Annotated in this window: 17 protein-coding genes, 1 tRNA gene and 1 pseudogene; 9 read left to right on the top strand and 10 right to left on the bottom strand. The window is 66.6% G+C overall.

Going from position 1 to position 19,952, the window contains the following annotated elements; genetic code table 11:
• Nucleotides 1-15 precede the first annotated feature (15 nt).
• Nucleotides 16-4,683, bottom strand: coding sequence for an ATP-dependent helicase (locus H0193_RS12065; RefSeq protein ID WP_181890156.1), 4,668 nt, complete (start codon nucleotides 4,681-4,683; stop codon nucleotides 16-18).
• A 30-nt stretch (nucleotides 4,684-4,713) separates the two neighbouring features.
• Here H0193_RS12065 and H0193_RS12070 point away from each other — a divergent pair, with 30 nt between their 5' ends.
• The 4 genes from H0193_RS12070 to H0193_RS12085 are packed head-to-tail and all read left to right on the top strand — an operon-like array spanning nucleotide 4,714 to nucleotide 7,043.
• Nucleotides 4,714-5,487: a 3'(2'),5'-bisphosphate nucleotidase CysQ gene (locus tag H0193_RS12070; RefSeq protein ID WP_181890157.1), complete on the top strand. Its 774-nt coding sequence runs from the start codon at nucleotides 4,714-4,716 to the stop codon at nucleotides 5,485-5,487.
• Nucleotides 5,484-6,281 (top strand): thymidylate synthase, encoded by a 798-nt coding sequence (locus H0193_RS12075; RefSeq protein ID WP_181890158.1) that lies wholly within the window; start codon nucleotides 5,484-5,486, stop codon nucleotides 6,279-6,281. The genes H0193_RS12070 and H0193_RS12075 overlap by 4 nt, the downstream gene beginning before the upstream one ends.
• Nucleotides 6,278-6,757, top strand: coding sequence for a dihydrofolate reductase (locus H0193_RS12080; protein ID WP_181890159.1), 480 nt, complete (start codon nucleotides 6,278-6,280; stop codon nucleotides 6,755-6,757). The genes H0193_RS12075 and H0193_RS12080 overlap by 4 nt, the downstream gene beginning before the upstream one ends.
• 1 nt (nucleotide 6,758) lies before the next feature.
• Complete coding sequence (locus H0193_RS12085; RefSeq protein WP_181890160.1) at nucleotides 6,759-7,043, top strand: mycoredoxin; 285 nt, start codon at nucleotides 6,759-6,761, stop codon at nucleotides 7,041-7,043.
• Here H0193_RS12085 and H0193_RS12090 read toward each other — a convergent pair.
• A complete protein-coding gene (locus H0193_RS12090) occupies nucleotides 7,027-8,457 on the bottom strand; it encodes a phytoene desaturase family protein (protein WP_181890161.1) in 1,431 nt (476 codons plus the stop codon). The two genes, H0193_RS12085 and H0193_RS12090, sit on opposite strands and share 17 nt — an antisense overlap.
• Between H0193_RS12090 and H0193_RS12095 the strand changes: the two genes are divergently transcribed.
• On the top strand, nucleotides 8,456-9,490 hold the full coding sequence (locus H0193_RS12095) for a hypothetical protein (RefSeq protein WP_181890162.1): 1,035 nt from the start codon (nucleotides 8,456-8,458) through the stop codon (nucleotides 9,488-9,490). The genes H0193_RS12090 and H0193_RS12095 overlap by 2 nt on opposite strands.
• Before the next feature lie 313 nt (nucleotides 9,491-9,803).
• On the opposite strand, the gene H0193_RS12100 is transcribed toward H0193_RS12095, so the two are convergent.
• Nucleotides 9,804-10,400 (bottom strand): TetR/AcrR family transcriptional regulator, encoded by a 597-nt coding sequence (locus tag H0193_RS12100; RefSeq protein ID WP_239355687.1) that lies wholly within the window; start codon nucleotides 10,398-10,400, stop codon nucleotides 9,804-9,806.
• Between the two features lie 59 nt (nucleotides 10,401-10,459).
• On the opposite strand from H0193_RS12100, the gene H0193_RS12105 reads away from it, so the two are divergent.
• Entirely contained in the window at nucleotides 10,460-11,530 is a 1,071-nt protein-coding gene (locus H0193_RS12105; RefSeq protein ID WP_181890163.1) for a GNAT family N-acetyltransferase, read from the top strand.
• A gap of 295 nt (nucleotides 11,531-11,825) precedes the next feature.
• Here H0193_RS12105 and H0193_RS12610 read toward each other — a convergent pair whose 3' ends face one another.
• Both H0193_RS12610 and H0193_RS12115 read right to left on the bottom strand, forming a co-directional pair.
• Nucleotides 11,826-12,347 (bottom strand): class I SAM-dependent methyltransferase, encoded by a 522-nt coding sequence (locus tag H0193_RS12610; RefSeq protein ID WP_181890164.1) that lies wholly within the window; start codon nucleotides 12,345-12,347, stop codon nucleotides 11,826-11,828.
• Nucleotides 12,348-12,682: 335 nt separating this feature from the next.
• Nucleotides 12,683-12,755: transfer RNA gene (locus H0193_RS12115), tRNA-Arg, on the bottom strand.
• Between the two features lie 118 nt (nucleotides 12,756-12,873).
• Between H0193_RS12115 and trhA the strand changes: the two genes are divergently transcribed.
• Together trhA and H0193_RS12125 are read left to right on the top strand one after the other, a co-directional pair.
• A complete protein-coding gene (trhA, locus tag H0193_RS12120) occupies nucleotides 12,874-13,572 on the top strand; it encodes a PAQR family membrane homeostasis protein TrhA (RefSeq protein ID WP_181890165.1) in 699 nt (232 codons plus the stop codon).
• Between the two features lie 16 nt (nucleotides 13,573-13,588).
• Nucleotides 13,589-14,422, top strand: a complete 834-nt coding sequence (locus H0193_RS12125; protein ID WP_239355690.1) for a DUF1906 domain-containing protein — start codon at nucleotides 13,589-13,591, stop codon at nucleotides 14,420-14,422.
• 60 nt (nucleotides 14,423-14,482) lie between these two features.
• On the opposite strand, the gene H0193_RS12130 is transcribed toward H0193_RS12125, so the two are convergent.
• The 5 genes from H0193_RS12130 to H0193_RS12150 all read right to left on the bottom strand — a co-directional run bounded on the left by H0193_RS12130 (nucleotide 14,483) and on the right by H0193_RS12150 (nucleotide 19,331).
• Nucleotides 14,483-16,132, bottom strand: coding sequence for a solute symporter family protein (locus H0193_RS12130; RefSeq protein WP_181890167.1), 1,650 nt, complete (start codon nucleotides 16,130-16,132; stop codon nucleotides 14,483-14,485).
• A gap of 3 nt (nucleotides 16,133-16,135) precedes the next feature.
• Nucleotides 16,136-16,474, bottom strand: coding sequence for a DUF485 domain-containing protein (locus tag H0193_RS12135; protein WP_181890168.1), 339 nt, complete (start codon nucleotides 16,472-16,474; stop codon nucleotides 16,136-16,138).
• 192 nt (nucleotides 16,475-16,666) lie between these two features.
• Nucleotides 16,667-17,494 carry an aldo/keto reductase gene (locus H0193_RS12140; RefSeq protein ID WP_181890169.1) on the bottom strand — a complete coding sequence of 276 codons (828 nt, stop codon included), beginning with the start codon at nucleotides 17,492-17,494 and terminating at the stop codon, nucleotides 16,667-16,669.
• Between the two features lie 9 nt (nucleotides 17,495-17,503).
• Nucleotides 17,504-17,863 (bottom strand): FKBP-type peptidyl-prolyl cis-trans isomerase FkpA, encoded by a 360-nt coding sequence (gene fkpA, locus H0193_RS12145; RefSeq protein ID WP_181890170.1) that lies wholly within the window; start codon nucleotides 17,861-17,863, stop codon nucleotides 17,504-17,506.
• A 172-nt stretch (nucleotides 17,864-18,035) separates the two neighbouring features.
• On the bottom strand, nucleotides 18,036-19,331 hold the full coding sequence (locus H0193_RS12150; protein WP_181890171.1) for a citrate synthase: 1,296 nt from the start codon (nucleotides 19,329-19,331) through the stop codon (nucleotides 18,036-18,038).
• 410 nt (nucleotides 19,332-19,741) lie between these two features.
• Here H0193_RS12150 and H0193_RS12155 point away from each other — a divergent pair.
• A pseudogene (locus H0193_RS12155) lies at nucleotides 19,742-19,952 on the top strand (glucose-6-phosphate dehydrogenase); the annotation flags it as partial.

Here is a 19,952-nt window from a genome sequence, read left to right on the forward strand (position 1 = left end):
TCGCCGCAGCCTGAATTAATCGTCGAAGGTGAGACCTTCGGCAGGGCCTCGCGCGCCGTCGCGCGTGCCTAGGCCGTTGCCGTCACTGCCTTCGTCGTCTTCGAGCTCCCCCAGCGCCTCCGCCACGCTGCGCCCGCGCCGCTTCGGGGGCGCCGACGCGCGCCCGCCGATCTTCGCGCCCTTGTGAGTCGCCGTCGCCCCGTACTCCTTCAGCGAGAAGGCGGGCCCGCCATCGAGCTTTTCCACGGCCAGCGGCTGCATCCGGCCGGCCCGCACCGCGTCGGTAAGGGCGCCGACCACCAGCGGCATCGGGTCGCCGACCCCGTCCGGAAACGTGTCGAAGAACGTGGTCATGGTCCTACCTCCGCGGGTGACGTGGGCGGCCAACAGCCCATCCACCAACACCACCATCGCGCCCGCCGAGCGGGTCGGCCCCTGCGCCGGCCACGGCAGCGCCGCCCCGTAGGGGTTCGCCGGGTCGGTCGCCGCCAGCACGTGGACGTGCGGCTCCCGGGCCCCCGAGGGCCAGCCGACCACGTCGTCGGAGTCCTGGTGGCCGCGCAGCCGGTCGATCGTCGCCGGGGTGGAAAACTGCGAGGCGCCGAGCCCCTCCACCAGGTAGCCGCGCATCGCCTTGCCGGACGCCTCGAACCCGGACAGCGTCTTGTAGGCCAGCGCGAACCCGCCGAGGATGTCCTCGGCGACCACCGAGCCGCGGGTGACCACCCCGTAGCGGTCCAGCAGCGACTCGCCCAGAGCCACCGACCGGCGGGTCGCGTCGTCGTCAGGCGTAGGCGTCAGCGACCACCGCCCCACCATGTCCGGCGGCACGCTCGCCGCGAACGATGTCCGCCCCGAGCGCACCCTGCTTCTCGACGGCCTCCGCCTCGCCCTGTGCGCCGCCTTGCCGCCGGCGAGCCGCGCCCGGATCGGCGCAAACGAGTCGGGGGCCAAAAACCCGGCCTCGACCAGGTCCCACATGGCCTCGCGCAGCTCCTCGGTCGTGGTGGTGGGCTCGAGCAGGTCGGTGAATAGGAACCCGCCGCCGCGGCGCACCTTCTCCATCACCTGGGATTGGGTGAGCGACAGCAGCGGCTCGTCCACCTGCGGGGCGAGCTGGGCGGCGTAGTCCGCGGGCAGCAGCATGATCCATGGGTCGCGGGCGCCCGCCTTGCCTGCGCCGACGATGGCGATCTCGCCCGAGGCGGTCAGTTCGTCGAGCATCACCGGCGAGTAGTCGCCCACCCGGGCCGGCAGGATGTGGGACTCCCACGCGCTGGCCGGCAGCCGCACCCCGGCGAGCTGCTCCAGCACCGAGTACACCCCATCGGCCCCGCGCAGCGCCGGCACCACGCCCACCGGGGCGACGTTCGACCACGCGGGCAAGAATCGCGCATAAGCGGACTGCGACACCGGCCTGGTTTGGGCGCGCGCCGCCGCCAGCGAGCGCGACCGGATGATCCGCAGCACCTCGGCCGCGACGTATTCCTCTTCCTCGACGCCCTGCCGGTAGCGGCCCGGGATGACCTTGTCCTTGTCCACCAGCGGCTGCAGCGCCGCGTGCGCCGCGCCGACCGCCAGCCCGAAGGCGTCGGCCAAATCACGCAGCGTAAAGGGCCCGCGGGTGCGCACCCAGCGGCCCACCAGCTGCGCCAGCGCGTCGGGGATGGTCTGCACCTGGGCGGCGACGCCGGGCGGGACGGGCACGCCGAGGCCGTCGCGAAGCAGCGGCGCGTCCAGCACCTGGGCGACGTGCTCGCGCCCGCCGATGCGCACCCGCATCATCCGCGCCCCCAAGGCCTGCTCCAACGACTCGAGGGGGACTTCGGTGTGGAGGCGGAGCTCGTCGATAGGCACGGGCCCCACGATGCGCAGGGTGTCGGCGAACTGCTCGCTCGTCGAAGCACGGCCGAGCCGGCGCAGCGACGCGTCCACCTCCGCGATGATGTCCGCGTCCAAGAGTTCCCGCAGCTCAACGGTGCCGAGCAGCTTGGCCAGCAGCGACGGGTCCAGCGAGAGCGCCGCCGCCCGCTTCTCCGCCAGCGGGGTGTCGCCCTCGTACATGAACGCGCCGGTGTAGTTGAACAGCAGCGACGACGCGAACGGGCTGGGCTGGTCCGTGGTCACCTCGGCGATGCGCACCCGGCGCGTGTTCACATCCCGCATGACCTCCTGCAACGCCGGGAGATCGTAGACGTCCTGGAGGCATTCGCGCACCGTCTCGAGGATGATGGGAAAGCTCGGGTAGTTGCGGGCCACGTCCAGCAACTGCTCGGCGCGTTGGCGCTGCTGCCACAGCGGCGCGCGCTTGCCGGGGTTGCGCCGCGGCAGCAGCAGGGCGCGGGCGGCGCACTCGCGGAACCGGGAGGCGAACAGGGCGGAGTTGCCCCCCTGTTCGGTGACGATGTCGGCGATCTCGTCGGCGTCGAACTGGAAGATCGCCCCGTCCGGCTCCTTGTCGCCCTGCGGGAGGCGCAGCACTATGCCGTCGTCGCCCGCGACCGCCTGGGCGTCCATGCCGGTTTCCTGCGCGACCCGCCAGCCGGTGGCCAGCGCCCACGCCGCGTTGACGCCCTTGCCGAACGGGGTGTGCAGCACCACGCGCCAATCCCCCAGCTCGTCGGTGAACCGCTCCAGCACCAGCGTTTTCTCGTCCGGGAGGATGCCGGTGGCCTCCTCCTGCTCCTCGAGGTATTGCAGCAGGTTGGTCCGCGCCCGCTCGTCCAGGCTCGCATCCAAGGAGCTTTTTGCTTCTCGACGAAACGCGCCCAGCGCCTTGCCCAGCTCATAGGGCCTGCCCAGCCCGTCGCCGGTCCAGAACGGCAGCCGACCGGTGTGGCCCGGCGCGGGGCTGACCTGGACCTGGTCACGGGTGATGTTCTCGATGCGCCAGCTGGAGGCGCCGAGGGTGAACACGTCGCCGACGCGGGACTCGTAGACCATCTCCTCGTCGAGCTCGCCGACGCGGCGGGGCGCCTTGTCGTCCGCGCCGACGAGGAATACGCCGAACATGCCGCGGTCCGGGATGGTGCCGGCGTTGGTCACCGCGACCCGCTGGGCGCCCGGGCGGGCCTTGAGGGTGGAGCCTTCGAGGATGGCGCGGGGCCTGAGTTCCGCGAAGTCCGTGGAGGGGTAGACGCCGATGACCAGGTCGATCACCGAGTCGAACACCTCGCGCGCCAGGTCCCTGTACGGCCAGGCGCAGCGGACGGTGTCGTACCACTCGTCGACGTCGAGGTCCTCCACCGCGACCGCCGCCACGGTCTGCTGCGCCAGCACGTCGAGCGGGCTGCGCGGGGTGTGCAGTTCCTCGATGAGGCCCTCGCGCATCCGTGGCACCGTCACCGCGGTCTGCACGAGGTCGGCGCGGTGCTTCGGGTAGAAGGTGCCCTCCGAGACCGCGCCGACGGTGTGTCCGGCGCGGCCCACGCGCTGTAGCCCGGAGGCGACCGAGGGCGGCGACTCCACCTGGATGACCAGGTCCACCGCGCCCATGTCAATGCCCAGCTCCAGCGAGGAGGTGGACACCACCGCGCGCAGGGTGCCCTCTTTGAGCATGGTTTCGGTCTGGGCGCGCTCGTCCTTGCTCACGCTGCCGTGGTGGGCCCGGGCGATCACGTTGGCGGCGTGGCCGGCGGTGTCCACCGACTTCATCAGCTGCGCCGGCGGCCGCCTCGTCTGCGGCGAGAGCGCCTCCGGGTCGTGCTCCTTCGCCCACAGCTCGTTGAGCTGGCTGGTCAGCCGCTCCGCGGTGCGGCGCGAATTCACGAACACGATGGTGGAGCGGTGCGCCATCACCTCGCCGTACACCGCGCGCTCGATGTGGGGCCAGATGGAGTTGGTCGCACCCGGTTGTGGAGCCTCGTCCAGCGCGTCATCGAAGACCGCGTCGCCGATCGTGGAGGCGTCCTCCGGCACCGGCAGGTCGGACATGTCGTCCACCGGCACCCGCACGTCGAGGTGCCAGCGCTTCTCCGCCGGCGGGTTGATGATCGTGGTCTTGGGCCCCAGAAAGTTCGCCACCGCCTCGATTGGGCGCACCGTGGCCGACAGGCCGATGCGCTGGAAGTCCCCCGCCAGCCGCCGCAGCCGCTCCAGCGAGAGCGCCAGGTGCACGCCGCGCTTCGTGCCGGCCAGGGCGTGGATCTCGTCCACGATCACGGTGTCCACCGTCTGCAAGATGCCCGCCGCCTTCGAGGTGAGCATGAGGTACAGGGACTCGGGCGTGGTGATCAGGATGTCCGGGGGCTTGCGCACCTGCCGGTTGCGCTCGGACTGCGGGGTGTCGCCGGAGCGCACCCCGACCGAAATGTCCGGCATGTCGCGGCCCAGCTTCTGCGCCACCCGCGCGATGCCGGCCAGCGGCGCGCGCAGGTTGTTCTCCACGTCCACGCCCAGCGCCTTCAGGGGCGAGATGTAGAGGACTCGCACGCCGCCGTGGGTGGAGGCGGAAGCTCCGTCGATAGGCAAGGCTTGCTGCCCGGCGCGCTCCACCAACGAGTTCAGCGACCACAGAAACGCCGCGAGAGTCTTACCCGAGCCCGTGGGCGCGACCACCAGCGCGTTTTCGCCGTCGGAGATCGCGCGCCACGCCTGCTCCTGCACCGCGGTCGGCGCGGCGAAGACGTCCCCGAACCATTGGGCCACCTGCGGGTGGAAGCGGCTGAGGATCGGCGCGTTCATCACGCCAACCTTAGCGGTAGAGTCGGGTGCATGACTGCTCAGTACTCGGATTCCCGGCTGACCAACCTCATCGCCGAAGGCACCGGCGAGATCCTCAAAGGCGTGCGCGGCGTGGGCTTGTTGCGGGGCCGCGAGCTCGGCGAGGCGGGCGACGAGCTCGCCCAAAGCTGGATCTCCAGGGTGCTTTCGCAGCACAGGCCTGACGACGGCTTCCTGTCGGAGGAGGCCGCCGACAACCAAGACCGCCTGTCGAAGGACAGAGTCTGGATCGTCGACCCGCTCGACGGCACCAAGGAGTTCGCCACCGGCCGCCAGGATTGGGCGGTGCACGTCGCCCTCGTGGAGGACGGGGTGCCCACCCACGCCGCGGTGGGCCTGCCGGATTTAGGTGTCGTGTTTAAGTCCTCCGATGTCCGCCACGTCTCCGGGCCGTTTGCGGGCAAGGTCGCGATGTCCCGGAACAGGCCCCCGGCCGTCGCGAAGCATGTTGCCCAAGCCTTGGGTTTTGAAGTCCAGCCCGTGGGCTCCGCGGGTGCGAAGGCGATGCACGTGCTACTCGGCGACTACGACGCATACGTCCACGCCGGCGGCCAGTACGAGTGGGACCAGGCGGCGCCCGTGGGTGTCGCGCTCGCGGCGGGGCTGCATGCCTCGCGCCTCGACGGCACCCCGCTGCGCTACAACAACGCGGACACCTATATCCCCGATATTGTGATCTGCCGGCCCGAACTTGCCGACGACATTCTGGAGGCCGCCGCCCGCTACCGCGACGAGCACGGCACCTTTGAAGGAGTAGCCAAGTGATTTCCACCCCGTACGAGGACCTGTTGCGCGACGTGTTGGAAAACGGCGCCGCGAAGGGCGACCGCACCGGCACCGGCACCCGCAGCGTGTTCGGCCGCCAGATCCGCTACGACCTTTCCGAGTCCTTTCCCCTGCTGACCACGAAGAAGGTGTACTTCAAGGGAGTCGTCGGCGAGCTGCTGTGGTTTTTGCGCGGCGATTCCAACGTGCGCTGGCTGCAGGACAACGGGGTGCGCATCTGGAACGAGTGGGCCGACGAAAACGGCGAGCTCGGTCCGGTCTACGGCGTGCAGTGGCGCTCCTGGCCCACCCCCGACGGCGGGCACATCGACCAGATCGAGGAGGTCCTGCGCACCCTGCGCGAGAACCCGGATTCGCGCCGCAACCTGGTGTCCGCCTGGAACGTGGCTGAGCTGGACAAGATGGCGCTGATGCCCTGCCACCTGCTGTTCCAGCTCTACGTCGCCGACGGGAAGTTGAGCATGCAGGTGTACCAGCGCAGCGCCGACATGTTCCTCGGTGTGCCGTTCAACATCGCCTCCTACGCGCTTTTGACCCACATGTTCGCCCAGCAGGCGGGCCTTGAGGTCGGCGAGCTGATCTGGACGGGCGGCGACTGCCACATCTACAACAACCACCTCGACCAGGTGCGCGAGCAGCTCTCCCGCGACGCCCGCGAGTACCCGCAGCTGCGCCTGCGCAAGGCCGCGTCGATTTTCGACTACGACTTCGACGACATCGAGGTTGTGGGCTACGACCCGCACCCCACCATCAAGGCGGAGGTGTCCGTATGACCTTGGGCGCAATTTGGGCCCAAAGCCTCGACGGCATCATCGGCGACGGCGCCGGCATGCCGTGGCACCTGCCCGAGGACCTCAAGCACTTCAAGGAGACCACTCTGGGCAGCCCCATCATCATGGGGCGCCGCACCTGGGAATCCTTGCCGGTCAAGCCGCTGCCGGGCCGCAAGAACATCGTGCTGTCCTCGCGCGAGGACGACGACTGGTCCGACGGCGCGTCCGTGTGCCGCGACATCCCGGAACTGGAGTCGGACGCGTGGATCATCGGCGGCGCGCAGGTCTACGAGGCCACCCTGGACGAGGTGGATGTCATCGAGCGCACACTTATCGACGTCCATCCGGACCTCCCCGCAAACAAAGCCGTCCACGCGCCCCGCATCGACGACGCCTTCGAGCTGGTCCGCGACGGCGAATGGCAGACGTCCACGACCGGCCTGCGCTACAAGTTCCAACGTTTTGAAAGGGTTTGACATGACCGTTGCCGCACCTGAGACCTCCTCGCACGTGACCATCTTCGCCGCGGACTGGTGCCCGTTCTGCCGCAAGCTGCGCGAGCGCCTCGACCGCACCGAAACCCCCTACGACCTCGTCGACGTGGACGCCGACGGCATGGACGAGGTCAACGCCTGGATCGAGTCCGTCAACGACGGCAACCGCATCGTGCCCACGGTGCTCTACTCCGACGGCACCCACGCCACCAACCCCGAGGCCTCCGCGGTGCGCGCGAAGCTGCGCGAGCTCACCGGCGAGGAGTAGCCCCGAAGTCCCGCAGCGCCGCCTCGGCGGCCCACCAGCCGGGCATGCCGTGCACCCCGGCGCCGGGCGCGGTCGAGGACGAGGCCATGTACAGCCCCTTGCGCAGCCGGTGCGGCTGCCGAAGCAGCAGCTGCGCCCCGTCCATCGCGCCGCCGGCGATGTCGCCTCCGACGAGGTTGGGGTTCCACGCCTCCAGCTCGCGCGGGGGCGTTTCTATTTTGTCCTTCACCACCGCGCGGAAACCGGGCGCGAACCGCTCGATCTGCTTCGTGATCTTCTCCGCCACCTCGCCGGGGCGGCGCTCCTGGTAGCCGTGCGGGACGTGGGCGTAGGTCCACAGCACCAGCCCTCGCGGGGGGTCGGCGGCGTACTGCTGCGCCGCCATCACGAACGGCCGCTCGGGCATGACGCCCCTGGCCACTTCCCTTTCGGCCCGCACGATCTCGTCTGCGCTGCCTCCGACGTGCACCGTCGCGGCCTTACCTACCCTGGCATCGGCCCACGGCACCGGGGCATCCAGCAGGAAGTCCACCTTGTGTACTCCGGGGCCGTAGCGCCACCGGCGCATGGACCGGCTGCGGCGGGCGGGCAGCGACGTGCCGTCGAGAGGCAGCACCTGCTTCGGGGGGAGGTTCACAATCACCGCGTCCGCGTCCGGGAGCGCGCGGACCTCCTCGCCGCGGCGCACCTGACCGCCGCGCTCCTCGACGATCCTGGCTAAAGCGGCCGTGACCGCGCCCGAGCCGCCTTCCGCCACCGGCCACCCGCGCGTCATGCCGAGCGCCCCGAAGAGCAGGCCGAACGCCCCGGTAAACGGCCGCGCCGGCGAGGTGATCGCGTGCGTCGCGCTGCCGGCGAACAGGGCGCGGGCCTCCTCGGTGCGAAACGCGGCGCGCCCCAGCGCGGTGGCCGGCCACAGCCCGCGCGCACCGAACCGCGCCAGCGCGACCGGGTGGCGGGGCAGGCGCGGCATCGGCGCCAGTACGTCCTCGAGGAGGTCGTCGATGTGCTCCACCACAGGCCTATGCAGCCGCTCCCAGGCCTTGCCGTCCGCGCCGAGCCCCGCCGCCGTCTCCTCCAGCGAGCTCGCCAGCACCGCCGCGCTGCCGTCGAGCGGGTGCGCCATCTCGTACGGCGCGCGCAGCCAGCGCACCCCGTAGTCCTCCAGCCGCAGCGCGCGGAAGGCCGGGCTGGCGGCCCCGAAGGGGTGGCAGGCGGCGCCGAGGTCGACCAGCGTGGCGTCGTGAAGCTTCTGTGTTGACGCCGCGCCCCCAACCTCGCCCGAGCGCTCGAGCACCTCCACCCGCCACCCGCTGACCGCGAGGCGCGCGGCGGCCGTGAGCCCGTTGGGCCCGGCGCCGACGACAACTGCCAAAGGTTTCACCGTGCCGATGGTAGCTAGACTGCTGCCCATGAACGCGAAACAGATTGGTTGGGCACTGCACTGGGTTGTGCGCATGGTGGCGTTTGGGCTGCTCATGCCGTACGCGGTATTCAAACTTGGGCTGATGCAGATGAGCAAGCCGGACTTCCCGGAGCTTCTGATCACCCTCGGCGAGAAGTCCCCGATGGGGCTGCTGTGGACCTTCATGGGCTTCTCCCCCTTCGTGCAGTTCCTCGCCGGCCTGGCCGAATTCGTCGCCGCCCTGTTGCTGCTGTGGCGGCGCACCGCGTGGCTCGGCGGGCTGATCGGCTTCATTGATCTGGCCGTGGTGTGGCTGTTGAACATGACCTTCGACGTACCCGTGAAGATCCCCTCGGCCTTCCAGGCGCTGCTGTATCTGCTGGTGCTGGCGCCGTGGCTGCCGCGGCTGTTCCGCTTCCTCGCGGGGCGTGCGACGGAGGCTGTGGAGCCGCCGCGCGTGATCACCAACGAGAAGGTCCACCGCGTAACCCGCTTCTTCCCCGCCGTGGCCGCGGTGGTCGCGCTCGGCGCGGGCGGGTTCGTGATGGTCAACGGCATCCCGAAGGCGCTCGACCGCGAGGGCACCGAGCTGTCCGGCGTGTACTCGGTCGCAGGCGGCAACATCGAGCCCGCGCCTGAACTCGCGGACGACCGCCGCTGGTCCGAGATCGCGTTCGGCTCCTTCGACGGCTTCGAGGCCGGCAACTTCTACCGCGTCGAGGGCGAAACCCCGGAGGGTGACTTCCATGGGCTCGCTGCCTTACGACGAGCCTCCGGCGACCTCCACGAAGGCTTCTACACCCTCAACGGCGACCGCGTGACCATCCAGCTCACCGCCCCCATGACCGACGACGGCGTCAACGCCGCCCCGCGAGGCCCCATCGAGGAAACGCTGGAATTCACTTGGCGCGCTGAGGGCGATGGGCTCGAGCTTTCGCCTATCGACGGCCCCACCGACGCCTTCGAGCTGACCCCCTCCAAGCTCGGCACCACCCTGCTGGACCGGCCGTTCACCTGGGTTTCCCCGCCGTTCAACCGGTAGTTCGGGTGGGTAGGCGGCGCGTGACCGCCTATTCGCCGTGTTTCTTGTTCCATCGATACCTGCGGAAGTGAAAGATCGGCAGGATAAAGACGTAGTACACGCCAAGAGTCCAGGCGACTGGAATGAGCATGTTTGAAAGCCAAGTGCCGGAACCGTCGTTAACAGGAAACACAACGTACATGGCGATTACAGCGAGAGGCACGATAACGAAACTCTGCCACCATGGCGGAACCCATGGCGCTCCATTTTCCTCTCGCGCGGCAAGTGCCCCGCCGAAGCCCATTTCAAACCTGGACCCCATTCAGAAACCTCCTCAAGACAGAAGTGCCGAGATGCCCTCGGAGAGGATCTCACGTGGGCTGGTGTGGTGCGCCGCATGGAGGCGCGCATAGGTCGGGGCCTGCTCCGGGTCGATGGCAACGCGCCTTTCGTCGGGCGCCATGGGAGCGGTCAGGGCGGCGCCGATCACTAGGTTTGATAACCGGTAGGAAGTTCCCAACGGATCCGGAGCGCCCGCTCGCTCGAGCAGCACGCACATACGTTCAGAAAGCGCCAGGTACGCAGGGCCCCTGGGTGCCCGCATCCCGATGACTTGGCCTGCCCACCGGTGGGCCGTGAGATGCGAGAAAAAGTCTTGCATCAGGGTAGACAGGTCGGCGTTGCGGATCGATTCGTTCATCACGGGATCGTCTGCAAGCGCTGTGTCGAGGGCGAGGTCAAACAAGTCGTCGACTGATTCGACGCGGGAATACAAGCTGGCGGGAGCGACCTCCACCTGCTGCGCCACAGCCCTGAGGGTGAGCGCTCTCAATCCACCTTCATCCAGCAGTCTCACCGAGACCCTCGCAATCTCCGCAATGTCCACGGCGCGGTGGCGTTGCACAGGTTTTCGGTGTTCCCAGTAGCTCACCCCACCAGGCTAACCAAACATGCCCGCAACAACTATCCGTCCTATGTTAGTTTTGCAGCATGCTGGATGCCACGAAGCTCCCGATCGTCCATGAGGGCACGCGCTTACGGCCCCTCTCCGAGCTGGACGCGGACGCGTACGCAAGCGGAACCAAAGATGAAGCCGTGCTGCGCTTCGGCCACTTACCCGAACCCGACTACACCCCCGAATCCGTGCGACGGTTGATCCGCGGAGAGATCGCGGCGGGCCTCTCGTCTGGCACGCTGGCGGTCCTCGCACTTGCCAACGCCGCGACGAACCAGTTCGTGGGCTCCCTAGTACTTTTCGACGTCAGCCCCGAGGCCGCCGAGGTCGGGTTCTGGATCCATCCCGATGCGCGAGGAAATGGACACGCCCGCCGGGCGCTGGAATTGGCATCGCGTTTCGCCCGCGACAGTGGACTTCGGACTTTGACGGCACGCACACTTCCAGAGAACGAGCCTTCCCAGCGGTGTTTGACCAGTGCAGGATTCCGCGAGACCGGGAGAAGCGCAGGAACCACGCCCGCGGGGCTGCAGGAGGAGTTGCTCCATTATCAGCGCGACCTCGCGCCTGCCCACCAGTGGCCGTTGGCGACGGAACGGCTCCAGCTCCGACTCCACGAACGAGGCGACGCCAGTTGGCTCCACAACCTTTATGCACAACCTGACGTTGCCCGCTACCTGCTGGACGAGCCGTGGACCGCGGAAGTCGCGCGAGAAAAGCTCGGCGAGCGCCTAGCCAAGACCGGTCTCGACGACGAGGCCGGCGCGCTCGCACTGGTCATCGAGCATGACGGCGCCCCCATCGGAGACGTCGCACTGTGGCTCACCGATAAGGAGCACCGCCAGGGTGAAATCGGATGGGTTCTGAACCCGAAGTTTGGAGGACAAGGTTTCGCCAGCGAAGCCGTCCGAGCGGTCCTTGCCCTCGGGTTTGACCACTATCGCCTCCACCGCATCACGGCACAGATGGATGCGCGCAATAACGCCTCAGCAGCACTCGCCCGCCGCGTCGGGCTCAGGCTCGAAGCGCATCACGTCCAGGACTGGTACAGCAAGGGCGAATGGACCGACACCCTCGTCTACGCGCGGCTTGCCTCAGAGAGCTAAAACCAATGAACGCCTCTACCCGGCAATGGAGGCCATTCGAACAATCCCCAACCCAGCTAGTTCGCGTCCATCCTGACTAGTCCCCCTCTCACTGTTTTTGAGTCCTCATCTCACGGTTCAACGGATAACGAAGCCCCACAAAACCAAAAGCGCAGGCCCGTTGGTCTTTCAGCGGACAACCACAAGCTCACCGCGTTCCCCTACCGATGCCCTGTGCACATAGAGCCCAAGTGTTTTGACGCTTGCCGCTTCACAGATCGCACCACCTGGAACACGATTTTCCAGGTGACCCGATCTAACAACGCTGTGCGAGAACATCCACATGCGGCCTAATGCCGGCCACGCATCGAGAGTGAACAGAGATTGCTTGAAAGCCAGCCGACTTCAACTGTTTTAGCAGCTCTAGCTCTGACCAGTAGTAAGCCTCAGTAATTGCATGCTCGAACGGAGCCCCTTGTTCCCCCAAAAACGCTCCGAGAAGAAGAGATCCACCTGGCCTAAGAGTCCTAGCAAATTCGCCCAGAACCAAGCCCCAGTCATCTGGCCGCAAATGAATCAATGAGTACCAGGCAAGAATCCCTCCGAGACTGGAGGCCTTAAGGGGCAGATTCGACAAGTCACCCAAAACGAAGTTGGTGGAAGGAAATCTATTCTTCGCAATCTCAATGAACTCTGGGACCATATCTAGCCCGACTACTTCACATTTCAAAGTTCGCAGTAGGTCCGTCCAGTGTCCGGGACCCGACCCCGCATCCAGCACCGGACCATTGACCATTCTCCCCCATTCAGAAATGAGTGCTACGTCTTGCGGACTCATATTCTGAATGGACCCCAAGGCCTCAACGTATTCGGGAGCGCGCTTTGCATACGCATCCCTTACGACGTCGTACAACGTGCCTCCGTCAACTCCATGCCAATCGCGTGACAATTGGAAAGTCTAACCCAATCCCAACAGTGCGTTTCTGGGTAAACGCAATCGAAAATCAAGAGATGAATGAAAGCAAGCTACCCTCTGACGGCGACATCCGTGCAGACACGGAGCTCTCACTTTAGGACGGGCAGATAGGGAGCCCCTTCAAGAGAGGCAATGTCGTCCTCGGGGAGTTTCCTGAAATGAATCAAAAGTTAACCGAAACCCCCGCAAAAAATTTGCGCCCCAGAGAGGAATCGAACCTCCGACACCGGCTTTAGGAGAGCCGTGCTCTATCCACTGAGCTACTAGGGCAATGGCGTAAGAGTACCGCAGCGGTTGCCCGCGCCGAAAACAGGCTCGCAAGCACTTCCGCCGCAACCTACGGTCCGGTAGGGTTTGAGCGAAAAGCCCCCTACCCTGCGAGGCGCCCATGACTGCCCTGAAAACCGGCCAAGTCCAGCGCACGTATGTGGTCGCGGACCGCGGCGACCGGCCAGCCGTGCGCGGCTGGTTCCACCTCGTCGCCGCCGCCCTGTCGGCCATCTCCTCGGCCGTGCTGATCACGTTCGGCTGGATGACCCTGCCGTGGCCACAGGCCCTCGGCGTGACCATCTACGGCGCCGGCGTGGTGCTGCTGTTCGCCGTCTCCGCGATGTACCACCGGTGGCCGTGGCGCTCGCCCGGGGCGGTGATGTGGTGGCGCCGAGCCGACCACGCCACCATCTCCGTGTTCATCGCCGCCACCTACACCCCGCTGTGCCTGATCGTCTTCGAGCCGCACACCGCCGCGATCATGCTGGCGGTGGCGTGGGCGGGAGGCATCGGCGGGGCTGTGCTCAACCTGGTGTGGATCAACCACCCGCGGTGGCTCGACGTGGTGGTCTACGTGGGGCTGGGCTGGATCATCGTGCCGCTTTTGCCAACACTGTGGAGCTCGGCCGGCCCCGCGGTGGTGTGGCTACTGTTCGCCGGCGGCGTGGTCTACACGCTCGGCGCACTGGTGTACGGCTTCAAGTGGCCGGGGCGCTCTGCGCGCTACTACGGCTACCACGAGCACTTCCACACCGCGACCGTCGTCGCCGCCGTGTGCCACCTCGTCGCCATTTGGATGGTGGTTGTGGGCCACTGAGACTAGAGTGGCGCATGTGACTACCTTCAATCGCCGCACATTCCTCAAGTCCGCCGGTGCAGCAGCCGCCACCGCCGCGCTCGCCGGCAGCGCCTCAGCTGCCCTCTCCCCCGCCGCCCAGGCGCAGCAGCGCCGGGTGCTTGGCACGGTGGTGGACTATTCGGCTGGCGTGCCGTCGGCAAGCGCTGTGAAAGCCGCGGGCCACATGGGCGCGGTGCGCTACGTCTCCGACCGCCGCCCCGGCGCCGAGTGGATGCGCGGCAAGCCGGTGACCATCGGCGAGACCCGCGACTACAAGGCCAACGGCCTCGCCGTCGCCTCGGTGTACCAGTTCGGCCGCGCCGAGACCGCCGACTGGAAGCGCGGCGCGCTCGGTGCCGCCGCCCACGCGCCGAAGGCGATGGCGCTGCACACCGCCGCCGGCGGCCCGCAAGGCCGCCCGATCTACGTGGCCATCGACGACAACCCCACCCTCGACCAGTTCAACAACCAGATCAACCCGTACCTGAAGGCCATGGGCACCGCGTTCAACGCGGCCGGCTACCAGCTCGGCGTGTACGGCAACTACTACACCATCGCCTGGTGCCTGGAAGACGGCATCGGCTCCTACTTCTGGCAGCACGACTGGGGTTCCCAGGGCAAGATCCACCCGCGCGCGAACCTGCACCAGGCGCGCGGGCAGCAAGCAACTATCCAGGGGATTCAGGTGGACATCAACAACGTCTACACCTCCGACTGGGGCCAGTGGACCCCGGGGCAGGCCTCCACGCTGACAAACATGACGCCGGACGACTGGTCCAACCTGCTCCAAGGCAGCAGCCAGCTCTCGTCGTCGCTGTTCAGAAGGTAGCGCAACAAAAAATGGCCCGGACAAACCGGGCCATTTTCTATTGCCAACTCAAGCGGCGCTCTAGTGGTCGACGGGAGCTTCGACGCCGACGCCGGTCAGGGAGCGGACCTCCATCTCCGCCTGCAGCTCGTCGAAGTTGTCCGGCTTGCCCAGGTAGGTGCCGACGATGCCGGCGAGGAAGCCGAGCGGGATGGACACCAGGCCCGGGCTGGTCAGCGGGAAGATGGACCAGTCGGCGTTGGGGAACATCGCGGTCGGGCTCCCGGAGACCGCCGGCGACAGGGCGATCAGCACCAGCGCGGAGATCAGGCCGGTGTAGATCGACGCCACCGCGCCGGTGGTGTTGAAGCGCTTCCAGTACAGGGAGTACAGGATGGTCGGCAGGTTCGCGGACGCCGCGATGGCGAACGCCAGGGAGACCAGGAAGGCCACGTTCTGCTGCATCGCCAGGATGCCCAGGACGATGGCGACGATACCCAGGATCACCACGGTGATGCGGGAGACGCGGACCTGCTCTTCTTCGGTGGCCTGGCCGTCGCGAAGCACTGCGTCGTAGACGTCGTGGGCGATGGAGGCGGAGGCGGTGATGGCCAGGCCGGCGACCACCGCAAGGACCGTCGCGAAGGCGACCGCGGAGATCAGCGCCATGAAGATGGAGCCGCCGAGCTCGAATGCGAGCAGCGGGGCCGCCGAGTTCGCGCCGCCGGGGGCGGCGAGGATGCGGTCCGGACCGACGAAGGCGGCTGCAGCGTAACCCAGGATCAGAGTGAGCAGGTAGAAGGAACCGATGAGCACGATCGCCCAGGTCACGGACTTACGCGCCTCCTTGGCGGTGGGCACGGTGTAGAAGCGCATCAGCACGTGCGGCAGACCCGCGGTGCCGAGCACCAGCGACAGGCCAAGGGAGACGAAGTCCAGCTTGGTGGTGGTGGTCTTGCCGTATTTCAGGCCCGGCTTCATAATATCCTCGGCCTGGTAGCCCTTCTCCGCGATGTAGCTGGAGGCAGAGTGGGTGTCGATGGCCTGATCGAACACGGCGGTCAGGCCGCCCTTAGCCATAATGAACGCCAGAACCGACATGATCAGCACGCCGGCGATGAGCAGCACGGCCTTGATCATCTGCACGTAGGTGGTGCCCTTCATGCCGCCAACGAGGACGTAGATGATCATGATCACGCCGACGATGCCCACGCAGATCGCCTGCGCGGTAAAGGAGTGCAGGTTCAGCAGCACCGACACCAGCGAACCGGCGCCGGCCATCTGGGCGATCAGGTAGAACAGCGACACAAACAGGGTGCCGAACGCCGCGGCGACGCGCACCGGCTTCTGGCGCAGGCGGAACGACAGCACGTCCGCCATGGTGAAGCGGCCGACGTTACGCAGTGGCTCGGCCACGAGCAGCAGCGCTACCAGCCACGCCACGAAGAAGCCGATGGAGTACAAAAAGCCGTCGTAGCCGTTGAGCGCGATTGAACCGACGATGCCGAGGAAGGATGCGGCGGACAGGTAGTCGCCGGCGATGGCGAGGCCATTTTGCGTGCCACTAAACGACGCACCGCCGGTGTAGAAGTCCGCGGATTCGCTTGTGGTCTTGCCGGCGCGGGTCACGATGTAGAGCGTGACCACGATGAAGGCGCCGAAGATGGCGATGTTGAGCAGCGGGTTCCCGGTTTCTTGCCCGGTTTCGGCTGCGAGCAGGTGGGTCTGCATGGTTTAGCCCTCCATCTCTTCGCGGATGTGAGCCGCGCGCGGCTCAATGTTCTTGTTCGCCCACTTCACGTAGATCCAAGTGATCAAAAACGTGGTGAAAAACTGCGCCAAGCCGAGCCAGAGCCCGACGTTGAGGCCAAGGAAATCCTTGGCCATCACGTCGGGGGCGAAGGTGGCGAAGACGACGTAGAAGACGTACCAGAGGAACGCCGCGATCATCACCGGGAAGGTGAATCCGCGGAACGTGCCTCGCAGGTCCTGGAATTCGGGGCTTTGCTGCATGGCCACGAACTCGTCAGGAGTTGGCTCGCGGCGTTGCGGGACAGCGGTGGAACCGGCCATGGCCTCGATCCTTTCTAGTGCACGGGAATTAGGTCTTTGCCGCGCCGGCAGTATGTGATCTCCGACTCAACAATGTGAATGTAACCTAACACACAGTCGCATGTGTGTTGTTTCGCAAATCGCTTTTTATTTCCCGCAAAGAAAAACCACCCGGCTGCGATCAACGCAACCGGGTGGTGAAAAACCGCTCCCCTACCCCGGGAAAGTCAGCGGGTCGCCCGAGAGGCGCTCGCCTGCGACCCCATCAAGGGCGGCGACATCCTCGCTATCCAGCGTGATGCCCACCGCGCCGAGGTTTTCCTCCAGGCGCTTTGGGTTGGCGGTCTTCGGCACCACCGAGCAGCCGAGCTGCATCAGGTAGGCCAGCGAGACCTGCGCCGGGGTGGCTCCGTGCTTGTCGGCCACTGCCTGAATGGCCGGGTCGTCGAAGTTGCCGCCGCGCGCGAGCGGCGCCCACGCCTCGGTCACGATGTCGTGCTCGTCGTGGTAGGCGCGCAGCTCGGGCTGGGTGAACCCGGCGTGCAGCTCCACCTGGTTGAGCACCGGGGAAATACCGGTGGCCTCGATGATCTCGTCGAGCACCTCCGGGTAGAAGTTGGCCACGCCGGCAGACTGCAGCCGGCCCATACCCTGCAGTTCCGCGATCTGCTCGAAGGCCTTGACGTAGGTGCCGTGCTGCGGCCACGGCCAGTGCACGAGGTACAGGTCGATGAACTCCAGGTCGAGGCGCTTGAGCGACTCGTGGTAGGCCTCGGCCACGCGCTCCTGGTCGTCGTTCCACAGCTTGGTGGTCACGAACAGTTCTTCGCGCGTGACGTCGCCAGCCTTGATCGCGGCGTTGATGGCCTTGCCCACCTCGACCTCGTTGTCGTAGAGCGCCGCGGTGTCGATGTGGCGGTAACCGAGCTCGATCGCGGGGCGCACGATGGGCTCCACCTCGTCGCCGGGCAGCTTGTAGGTGCCCAGGCCGAGGAGGGGGAAATCGTAGCCGTCGTTAAGTGTGGTGACCGGGATGCGCATGGCAGCCTCCTAGCTGGCGTCGAGCAGGTCAATGATGAACACGAGGGTGCGGCCGGACAGCGGGTGCCCGCCGCCCGCGGGGCCGTACGCCTTTTCCGGCGGGATGGTCAGCTGGCGGCGGCCGCCGACCTTCATGCCGGGGATGCCTTCCTGCCAGCCCTGGATCAGGCCGGTGAGCGGGAAATCTGCGGCCTCGCCGCGGTCCCAGGAGGAGTCGAACTCCTCGCCCGTTTCAAAGTCCACGCCAAGGTAGTGGACCTTGACAAAACCGCCGGCCACGGCCTCTGCGCCCTCGCCGACAGTGATGTCCTCAATGACGAGGTCTGCAGGCGCCGGGCCCTCCGGTTTGTCGATGAACGGCTTCTCCATAACGTTGAAACTCCTTGCAAATTACGTGGGCAAGTTGTGCGGCCCAATACAAAACCGCCGAGAACTTCCTCCCGAAAGTATAAGGGAAGAGCAGTTCTCGGCGGTGAAGCGCCGAAGCATGCAGCTTATCGACGCCCTTCGGTTGCCCTAGCGGTTGGTCTAGCGCCTGAAACTAGCGCTGGTCGCCCGGCACGAAGTCGCGCTGCTGGTAGCCGGTGTAGATCTGGCGCGGGCGGTTGATCTTGGTGTTCATCTCCAGCTGCTCGCGGTACTGGGCGATCCAGCCCGGCAGGCGGCCGATGGCGAACAGGACGGTGAAGAAGTCCGTCGGGAAGCCCATGGCGCGGTAGATCAGGCCGGTGTAGAAGTCGACGTTCGGGTAGAGCTTGCGCTGGATGAAGTACTCGTCGTTGAGCGCGATCTCCTCGAGCTTCATGGCCAGGTCCAGCAGCTCGTCGCCGCCGAGGTGCTCGAGCACCTCGTGCGCGGTGTCCTTGACGATCGCGGCGCGCGGGTCGTAGTTCTTGTACACACGGTGGCCGAAGCCCATCAGGCGCACGCCCTTTTCCTTGTTCTTCACGCGGTTCATGAAGTCGGTGGCGTCGCCGTCGTGGTTGTTCTTGATGTCCTCGAGCATCTCCAGCACGGCCTGGTTTGCGCCGCCGTGCAGCGGGCCGGCCAGGGCGTTGATGCCGCCGGCGATGGAGACGAACATGTTGGCCTGGGCGGAGGCGATCATGCGCACGGTGGAGGTGGAGCAGTTCTGCTCGTGGTCCGCGTGCAGGATGAGCAGCTTGTCCAGGGCCTTGGTCAGCACCGGGTCGACGTGGTAGTCCTCGGTCGGGTAGCCGAACATCATGCGCATGAAGTTTTCGCGCGGGTTCAGGGAGTTGTCCGGGTACATGTACGGCTTGCCACGGGATGCGCGGTAGGCGTAGGCGGCCAGCATCGGCACCTTGGCCATCAGGCGCACGGTCGCCTTGTCCAGCTGCTCCTCGTCCAGCGGGTCGAGCTGGTCCTGATAGTAGGCGGAGAGAATGTTCACCGAGGAGGCGAGCACGGCCATCGGGTGGGCGTTGCGCGGGAAGATGTTGAACGCGGCCTTGAAGTCCTCGTCCAGCAGGGTGTGGTGGCGCAGCTCGGAGTTGAAGTTCTCCAGCTCGTCGGTGGTGGGCAGCTCGCCGTTGATCAGCAGGTAGGACACCTCGTTGAAGGTGGCGTTTTCCGCGAGGTCGGCGATGTCGTAGCCGCGGTAGCGCAGGATGCCTTCGTCGCCGTCGATGTAGGTGATCTTGGACTCGGTGGAGCCGGTGGAGACGTAGCCGGGGTCGAAGGTGACCAGGCCAGTCTCGCCGAGAAGCTTGCCCAGCACGACGCCGTCGTTGCCTTCGGTGGCGCGCATGATGTCCATCTCATACTCGCCGCCCGGGTAGTGGAGTACGGCCTTGTCCTTGTTCTCAGTAGCCACTGATTTCCCCTTCCAGGTAGTTTTCTCGGCTGTCTTTGGGATACCTCCCGGCAACCTGTTTTTACGTAAGGCACTGTATCAAAGTTTGTGACGCGTCTGACAACAATGGCAACTGCCTGGACACACCACAGACAACCGGCGGGTACGCCCGGTGGCGCGAACCTGTCCGTTAAGCTGGTCGCGTATCTGCCCGGCGGAAAGGTGACGTATGCGCGAGCTGCACTTCTTGGAAGAAGAGTCGACGGAGACGTTTTTCGTCCTCCGCGACGATAACGGGATGCGCTACCAGTTGGCGCGCACCGAGCTTGAGCCCTCGCTTCTCGACGGCGCCCCCGTCACCGATTCCGTCACTGCCCCCCCCACCCCCCCCCCCGGGGCCTTCCCCCCCCCCCCCCCTACAGTCCATTCCCCGCCGCGGGCCCGGCGTGCCGTTCTCCCTGCGCCCCGGCAAGCGACGGGGCCGCCGCGTCACCGAGATCGCGCTGGTGTTAAACCGCCCGCCGTACCAGCCGTTCTCCCAGGGACAGACCGACCTTTTGACCAACAACGCCGTCGTCATCCGCGTCCAGCCCGACGAGGGCGTGCTGATGCGCTTCGGCTCCAAGGTGCCCGGCCCCGGCA

The sequence above is a fragment of the Corynebacterium haematomassiliense genome, assembly GCF_013978595.1.
Classification (GTDB): domain Bacteria; phylum Actinomycetota; class Actinomycetes; order Mycobacteriales; family Mycobacteriaceae; genus Corynebacterium; species Corynebacterium lehmanniae.